This is a genomic window from Streptomyces spinoverrucosus (assembly GCF_006539505.1).
GTDB lineage: Bacteria > Actinomycetota > Actinomycetes > Streptomycetales > Streptomycetaceae > Streptomyces > Streptomyces spinoverrucosus.
This window is the reverse complement of record NZ_BJND01000050.1, coordinates 66,063-72,789: the sequence shown is the minus strand read 5'-3', so window position 1 is coordinate 72,789 and position 6,727 is coordinate 66,063. Positions and strand designations below refer to the sequence as shown.

The window sequence follows — 6,727 nt, the reverse complement described above, 5'->3', positions numbered from 1 at the left end:
TCTCAAACCTTAGCGGATTCTCTCGGCGATTCCCAATCGGGTCGATCTCGAGTCGATCGGGGTCGCCGAGTCCCATTCGGAATTGAATTCGGGCATGCCGAAATCGACCCCGTCGGGAGATCGTGCTGTGGTTTGGTTGCCGCTTTCGCGGCGGGAGGTGCTGCCGAAGAACCGTTACGGCTCCGCGGCAACCCGAAGAACTTTACGGATCGGGGAGGGGGCTGTCAAGCATCCTCTGTCAAGATCTTTTCCGTCCCCATCGGCCCAGGTCAGCCGTGGTCAGTGTCAGTCCAAGTCGCTGAGGCGGCCGCCGGCGTCCGGCTGGGCGTGTTCCACCCTGCGCAGGAGCCTGGTCAGGACCTCACCGAGGGCCGTGCGCTCGTCCGGGGAGAGGTCCTGGAGGAGGTCCTCCTCGAAGACCGTCGCGAGGCGCATCGCCTCCAGCCACTTCTCGCGGCCCTCCGACGTCAGCTCCACGATGACCCGTACGCGGTTGTTCTCGTCCCGCTCCCGGGTCACCAGTCCCTCGGCGACCATGCGGTCGATCCGGTGGGTCATCGCGGCCGGCGTGAGGCCGAGGCGCTTGGCGAGGTCGCTGGGGCCCATTCGGTAGGGGGCGCCGGACAGAACGAGGGCCTTGAGGACCTCCCACTCGGCGTTGCTGATGCCGAGCGCGGCGGTCTGGCGGCCGTAGGCGACGTTCATGCGGCGGTTCAGCCGGGACAGCGCCGAGACGATCTTCTCGACCTGCGGATCGAGGTCCTGGAACTCGCGCTGGTAGGCGGCGATCTGTTCTTCGAGGGTCGGCTCAGTGACGCCGGGGTTGTCGCCCATGGTCGCAGTATCGCACGGGGTTCGTTGGCGTTGAAGTCCTTCTGTATGTACTCTTTACCTTCGAAGTTTAGCTTCGAAGTCTTCAGGTCTAACCTCTGAAGCTTCGCGATCTTGAGAGAGGTGAACGTGACCAGGGCGATGGGCGCAGCGATGCGCCGGATCCACGTGGGTAACGCACTCAGCGCCTTCGGGCTCGGCTTCACCGTCCCCTACCTGTACGTCTATGTGGCGCAGGTGCGGGGGCTGGGGGCCGTGACGGCGGGGCTCGTCCTCGCTGTCTTCGCCGTGGCCGCGCTGATCGTGCTGCCGTTCGCCGGGCGGGCCATCGTCCGGCGCGGCCCGCTGCCGGTGCTGCTCGTCGCCCTGGTCACCGCCGCGATCGGCGCGCTGAGCCTGGGGCTCGCGGGCAGTGCGGCCGCCGTACTGCTGTCGGCGGCTGCGCTGGGCGCCGGGCAGGCCGTGATGCAGCCGGCGCTGGCGACGATGATCGTGGATTGCTCGTCGGCGGAGACGCGGTCGCGGGCGTTCGCCATGCAGTTCTTTCTGCAGAACCTCGGGCTCGGCGTCGGTGGGCTGATCGGGGGCCATCTCGTGGACGCGACGCGGGTGTCGTCGTTCACGCTGCTGTTCGCGATCGAGGCGGCGATGTTCCTGCTGCTGGTCGTGGTGATGGTGACCGTGCGGATGCCGCACTCGCCGCGGATCGGGGCGGCGCCGGCGGCGTCCGCCAAGGGCAGCTGGCGGCAGCTGCTGGGGAACCGGGCGATGGTGCAGCTGTGTGTGCTCGGGTTCGTGCTGTTCTTCGCCTGCTACGGGCAGTTCGAGTCGGGGCTCAGTGCGTACGGGGTCGAGGCCGCCGGGATCTCCACGTCCGCGCTGGGGACGGCGCTGGCTGCCAACACCGCGATGATCGTCGTGGCGCAGTTCCTGGTGCTGAAGTTCGTCGAGCGGCGTCGGCGGTCGCGGGTGATCGCCGCCGTAGGGCTGATCTGGGCCGTGGCCTGGGTCGCGGCGGGGTACGCCGGGCTGGGGCATGGCAGTCAGGAGATGGCGACGGCCGCCTTCATCTCGACGTACGCGCTGTTCGGGCTGGGGGAGGCGATGTTGTCGCCGACGGTGGCCCCGCTGGTCGCCGATCTTGCGCCCAGCGGGATGGCGGGGCAGTACAACTCCGCCTTCGCCCTGGTGAAGCAGCTTGCGCTGGCCGTCGGGCCGGCGGTGGGTGGGCCGATGGGGGCCTCGCTGCACGCGCCGTACATCGTGACGTTCCTGCTGTTCTCGTTGGGGATCACCGTCCTCGCCGTGCGGCTGGGGCGGCAGCTGACCGAGGCGCAGGACCAGCCGTGGCTTGCGCGCAGCCGGGTGGTGACGCGGGGCGGGGCCGCGGAGCCGGTGCCGGCGGAGGCGTAGCCGTACGGTCCGCGGCTACGCCGTTACGACGGCTTGTTCGGCAGCGCGAACTCGCACCACACCGCCTTGCCGCCGCCCGGTGTTCTCCGGCAGCCCCAGGACGAGGCGATCGTTGCCACGATCGCGATGCCCCGGCCCGACTCGTCGCCGGGATCCGCTCGGCGGCGGCGGGGGAGGTGGTCGTCGCCGTCGGTGACCTCGATGATCAGGCGGCGGTCGGTGCGGCGGAGGCGCAGGCGCATGGGTGGGGTGCCGTGCTGGAGGGAGTTGGCGACCAGTTCGCTGGCGGCCAGGACGCCCAGGTCGTGCAGGTCGGTCGGGAAGCGCCAGCTGGTGAGGACGCCGGAGGCGAAGGCACGCGCGCGTGGGGCCGCTTCCACGCCGCCGAGGAGTTCCAGGGCGGCGTTGCGGAAGAGGTCGCTGTCGGCGCCGGTGCGGGCCGGATGGTGGAGGACCAGGACGGCCACGTCGTCGTCGTGGTCGGCGGTGACGCCGGCCGAGCGGAGCAGGCGGTCGCAGATCACCTGGGGTGTGCCGGTGGCGCCGGCGAGGGCGTGCCGGAGGGCCTCGATACCCTCGTCGAGGTCGGCGTCCCTGCGCTCGACCAGGCCGTCGGTGTAGAGGACGGCCATGGAGCCGGGGGCGAGCGGGACCGAGCCCGAGGTGTGCATCCAGCCGCCGGTGCCGAGGGGTGGGCCGGTGGGTTCGTCGGCGCGCAGGACCGTGCCGTTCTCGTCGCGGACGAGGATGGGGAGGTGGCCTGCGGATGCGTACACCAGCCGGCCCTCGTTCGGGTCGTGGACGGCGTACACGCAGGTGGCGATCTGGTTGGCGTCGATCTCCGTGGCGAGGCCGTCCAGCAGTTGCAGCACCTCGTGCGGGGGGAGGTCCAGACGGGCGTAGGCGCGGACCGCCGTACGGAGCTGGCCCATGACGGCTGCCGCGCGGACGCCTCGGCCCATGACGTCGCCGATGACCAGGGCCGTGCGGCCGCCGCCGAGGGTGATCACGTCGTACCAGTCGCCGCCGACGGCGGCCTCCGTGCCACCCGGCTGGTAGGCGACGGCGATGCGCAGGTCGTCCGGTTGTTCGAGCTCCTGGGGGAGCAGCGACCTCTGCAGGGTGACGGCCGTCTCGCGCTGGCGGCGTTCGCTGGCGCGCAGGCGTTCGGCGGCCTCGGCGTGGTCGGTGACGTCGGTGGCGAAGATCAGGACGCCGTCGCCGGTGCCGTCGGCCACGGGGGTGCAGGTGAAGGTGTAGGAGCGGCCGTCGGGGGCCTTGCGGGACTTGACCGTGCGGGGCTTGCCGCTGCGCAGGACCTGGTCGAGGAGGGGCAGCAGGCCCAGGTCGCGGAGTTCGGGGAGGGCCTCGCCGGCCGGTTCGCCCGGCGGGCGGCCGCCGAAGGCCGTGGCGTAGGCGTCGTTGACGTAGGCGAGGCGGTGGTCGGGGCCGTGGACGAGGGCGACGAGCGCGGGGACGCGTTCGAGCACCTCGCGTACCGGCAGTTCGTCGACGGCGGGGGCCGACGGTGGGTCGTCGGTCAGTTGTTCGACGCGGGCGGCCGGGACGGAGCCGTCCCCGCGACGGTCCGTCGTGACCGTCTGGTCGGTCCGCGCTGCGGCGCGGCGCTGCGTTCCGGGGAGCCGGGCGCTCCAGCGCGTGAAGTTCACGAATCCTTGCCTCGTGTAGTCGTGGTCGACCGGCTCCGGACCCGGCCCGGTCCCCCGGGGGTGGCGCGGCGGTGGCCGTGCCTTGTCACGACCCCTGGGAAGTGCAGCACTTGGGAAGAGCCTCGTGGGTTCGGTGGGCAGGGTGGGTGGGGGTCCACCCTGACGCGTGGACCAGTCTGGCAGTGTGGCCGACCGGGCCGACATCCGTCAGACGCCGGGGTGGCCGTTGGAGTTCCTCGGGATGGTCAGGTCGACCCCTTCGGGTCGTAAGGAGGCTTTCCACCGGCCGCGAGTTCGAACTCCGCTCGGGGATGTTCGAGTGAACCGAGGGAGACGATCTCCCGTTTGAAGAGGCCCGAAAGGGTCCATTCGGCGAGTACGCGCGCCTTGCGGTTGAAGGTCGGCACCCTGCTCAGGTGGTAGGCCCGGTGCATGAACCACGCGGGGTAGCCCTTCAGTTTGCGCCCGTAGACGTGGGCGACGCCTTTGTGCAGTCCGAGGCAGGCGACCGAGCCGACGTACTTGTGGGCGTACGTCTGGAGGGGCTCGCCGCGCAGGGAGTGGACGATGTTGTCGCCGAGGACCTTCGCCTGGCGGAGTGCATGCTGCGCGTTGGGGGCGCACTCGGCGGCGGATGCGCCGGGCGAGTCGGGTGCGTCGGCCGTGACATCGGGTACGGCGGCGGCGTCACCCGCGGCCCACGCGTGCGCGTGCCCCTCGATCGCCAGCTCCGGGGTGCACTTCAGGCGGCCCCGGTCGGTGCGCGGCAGGTCGGTGGCGGCGAGCAGCGGGTGGGGTTTGACGCCGGCCGTCCAGACGACCGTACGCGTGGGGAAGCGCTGTCCGTCGCTGAGGACCGCCACCCGGTCGGCGCAGGACTCCAGGCGGGTCTCCAGGAGGACCTGGATGTTGCGGCGGCGCAGCTCGGTGACCGTGTAGCGGCCGAGTTCCTCGCCGACCTCGGGGAGGATGCGGCCGGAGGCCTCGACGAGGATCCACTTCAGGTCCTCGGGGCGGATGTTGTGGTAGTAGCGCGTGGTGTAGCGGGCCATGTCCTCCAGCTCGCCGAGCGCCTCGACGCCGGCGTAGCCGCCACCGACGAAGACGAACGTGAGGGCCGCGTCGCGGATCGCGGGGTCGCGGGTGGAGGAGGCGATGTCCATCTGCTCGATGACGTGGTTGCGCAGGCCGATGGCCTCCTCGACGGTCTTGAAGCCGATGCCGTGGTCGGCGAGACCGGGGACGGGCAGGGTGCGCGCGATCGAGCCGGGGGCGAGGACCAGTTCGTCGTACGACAGCTGCTCGGCGCCCGTGCCCTCCTCCTCGGTGGCGAGGGTGGTGAGGGTCGCGAGGCGTTCGGCGTGCCGTACGGAGCGGACCTCGCCGACTATCACGCGGCAGTCGGGCAGGACGCGGCGCAGCGGTACGACCACATGGCGCGGGGAGATGGAACCGGCGGCCGCCTCGGGAAGGAACGGCTGGTACGTCATGTAGGGGTCGGGTGTGACGACGGTGATCTCGACCTGGCCCCGCCTGAGTTCCCGCCTCAGCTTCCGCTGCAGGCGCAGGGCCGTGTACATCCCGACGTAGCCGCCGCCGACAACGAGAATGCGTGCACGTTCCTTCACCATCCCATGACGCACCCGTCGCTTGCGTTTGTCCACAGCCCCGGCAATTTGTGTGACCGGACTGGGAGCGTGCCCATGGTTGGCCGAAATGGCCGGGCGGCAGGGAGCCGCGCAGGTCAGGCGCTGTAAGCCGGGTGGGGCAGGGGGGCGCAATCGGGACGTATACGACCCGTACTCCGATCGGGGGGCGCACTGTGCGGAACCTGCCCCTTCTGAATTGACTGTCTCTCAACTATGTTCATGTGTCGACGGGGTGTAGGGGGATGCACTCGTCGGTTCTCCGGGTTCGCGACGGGCGGTCCGGCGGCCCGCGCTCCGGCAACCAACGGCGGGGAGCGTCTCCGGGGGGAGACGTCATTACCGGGGGAATTCGTATGCACATTCAGGACTCTCGTTGGTCTTCCGCATCTGCCATCGCACCTGGTGGCGCGGTCGGCGCGGTGGCGGGCAACGGACGCGGGGACGGCCCGCGGACCGCGCCGCTGCGGGTGGACGCACAGCGCAACCTCGAACACGTACTGCGGGCCGCTCGCGAGGTCTTCGGCGAGCTGGGCTACGGCGCGCCGATGGAAGACGTGGCACGCCGCGCGCGGGTCGGTGTCGGCACGGTGTACCGGCGCTTCCCGAGCAAGGACGTCCTGGTGCGGCGAATAGCCGAGGAGGAGACGTCCCGGCTGACCGACCAGGCCCGGGCGGCGCTCGGCCAGGAGGACGAGCCGTGGTCGGCCCTGTCGCGCTTCCTGCGCACGTCGGTGGCGTCCGGTGCCGGGCGGCTGCTGCCGCCGCAGGTGCTGCGGGTCGGCGTCGCCGAGGAGGGCGAGCCCGACGAGGCACGCGTGCCGCAGCAGCGGACGCAGCCGGGCGGCGGTGAGCTGCGGCTGGTGTCTCAGACACCCGCGGCGGCCGGGGACGACGCCGGTGCGGCGGCGCTGCTCGACGTGGTGGGCCAGCTCGTGGAGCGGGCGCGCGCGGCGGGCGAGTTGCGGCCGGACGTGTCGGTCTCGGACGTCCTGCTGGTGATCGCGACGGCGGCACCCTCGCTGCCGGACGCGGCACATCAGGCGGCGGCCTCGGCGCGGCTGCTGGACATCCTCCTGGAGGGGCTGCGGTCGCGGCCGGTGTGAGGCTGGGGCTGCGGCCGGTATGACGGTGGGCGTGGGTGCCGTCCCACCCACGCCTCGCCCG

General features: G+C 71.3%; 5 protein-coding genes. 2 read left to right on the top strand and 3 right to left on the bottom strand.

Annotated elements, in window-relative coordinates:
* Nucleotides 1-285: 285 nt before the first annotated feature.
* On the bottom strand, nt 286-834 hold the full coding sequence (locus tag SSP24_RS29790) for a MarR family winged helix-turn-helix transcriptional regulator (protein ID WP_141312996.1): 549 nt from the start codon (nt 832-834) through the stop codon (nt 286-288).
* Nucleotides 835-972: 138 nt separating this feature from the next.
* Here SSP24_RS29790 and SSP24_RS29785 point away from each other — a divergent pair, with 138 nt between their 5' ends.
* The gene (locus tag SSP24_RS29785) at nt 973-2,244 is read left to right on the top strand and encodes an MFS transporter (RefSeq protein ID WP_174864739.1); all 1,272 of its coding nucleotides are present in this window, start codon (nt 973-975) and stop codon (nt 2,242-2,244) included.
* A gap of 23 nt (nt 2,245-2,267) precedes the next feature.
* On the opposite strand, the gene SSP24_RS29780 is transcribed toward SSP24_RS29785, so the two are convergent.
* Together SSP24_RS29780 and SSP24_RS29775 are read right to left on the bottom strand one after the other, a co-directional pair.
* Complete coding sequence (locus SSP24_RS29780; RefSeq protein WP_141312992.1) at nt 2,268-3,914, bottom strand: ATP-binding SpoIIE family protein phosphatase; 1,647 nt, start codon at nt 3,912-3,914, stop codon at nt 2,268-2,270.
* 245 nt (nt 3,915-4,159) lie between these two features.
* Nucleotides 4,160-5,545 (bottom strand): NAD(P)/FAD-dependent oxidoreductase, encoded by a 1,386-nt coding sequence (locus SSP24_RS29775; RefSeq protein WP_141312990.1) that lies wholly within the window; start codon nt 5,543-5,545, stop codon nt 4,160-4,162.
* Between the two features lie 371 nt (nt 5,546-5,916).
* Here SSP24_RS29775 and SSP24_RS29770 point away from each other — a divergent pair, with 371 nt between their 5' ends.
* Nucleotides 5,917-6,666 (top strand): TetR/AcrR family transcriptional regulator, encoded by a 750-nt coding sequence (locus SSP24_RS29770; RefSeq protein WP_141312988.1) that lies wholly within the window; start codon nt 5,917-5,919, stop codon nt 6,664-6,666.
* Nucleotides 6,667-6,727 lie beyond the last annotated feature (61 nt).